The sequence below is a fragment of the Xanthomonas arboricola genome (genome assembly GCF_003353015.1).
Classification (GTDB): domain Bacteria; phylum Pseudomonadota; class Gammaproteobacteria; order Xanthomonadales; family Xanthomonadaceae; genus Xanthomonas; species Xanthomonas arboricola_E.
On sequence record NZ_QREM01000016.1, the window covers coordinates 1 to 422 of the forward strand.

The following is a 422-nucleotide window of genomic DNA, read 5'->3' on the forward strand; positions in this document are numbered from 1 at the left end:
TGGAAGTCCAAATACGGCGGCATGGAGGCAGCCGATGTGCAGCGCCTTCGCGACCTGGAGGCCGAGCACAGCAAGCTCAAGCGCATGTATGCCGAGCTCGCGATGGAAAACCATGCACTCAAGGATGTCATCGCAAAAAAGCTGTAGACCCGGCGCACAAGCGCCCGCTTCTTGCCTGGCTCGTCGAGCAGCATGGCTGGAGCGAGCGCCNATCGCAAAAAAGCTGTAGACCCGGCGCACAAGCGCCCGCTTCTTGCCTGGCTCGTCGAGCAGCATGGCTGGAGCGAGCGCCGGGCCTGTGCAGTTGTTGGCGTGGCTCGCTCGACAGTGCGCCATCAGCGCCGTCCCGATCGCGACGAAGAAGTCATTGCGCTGCTGTCCGAATTGGCCGAGCGCTTTCCCGAGCGTGGTTTTGGAAAGCT

General features: G+C 62.2%; 1 pseudogene. It reads left to right on the top strand.

Annotated features, from left to right (window positions below):
* Positions 1–422: pseudogene (locus C0541_RS20525) on the top strand (hypothetical protein); the annotation flags it as partial.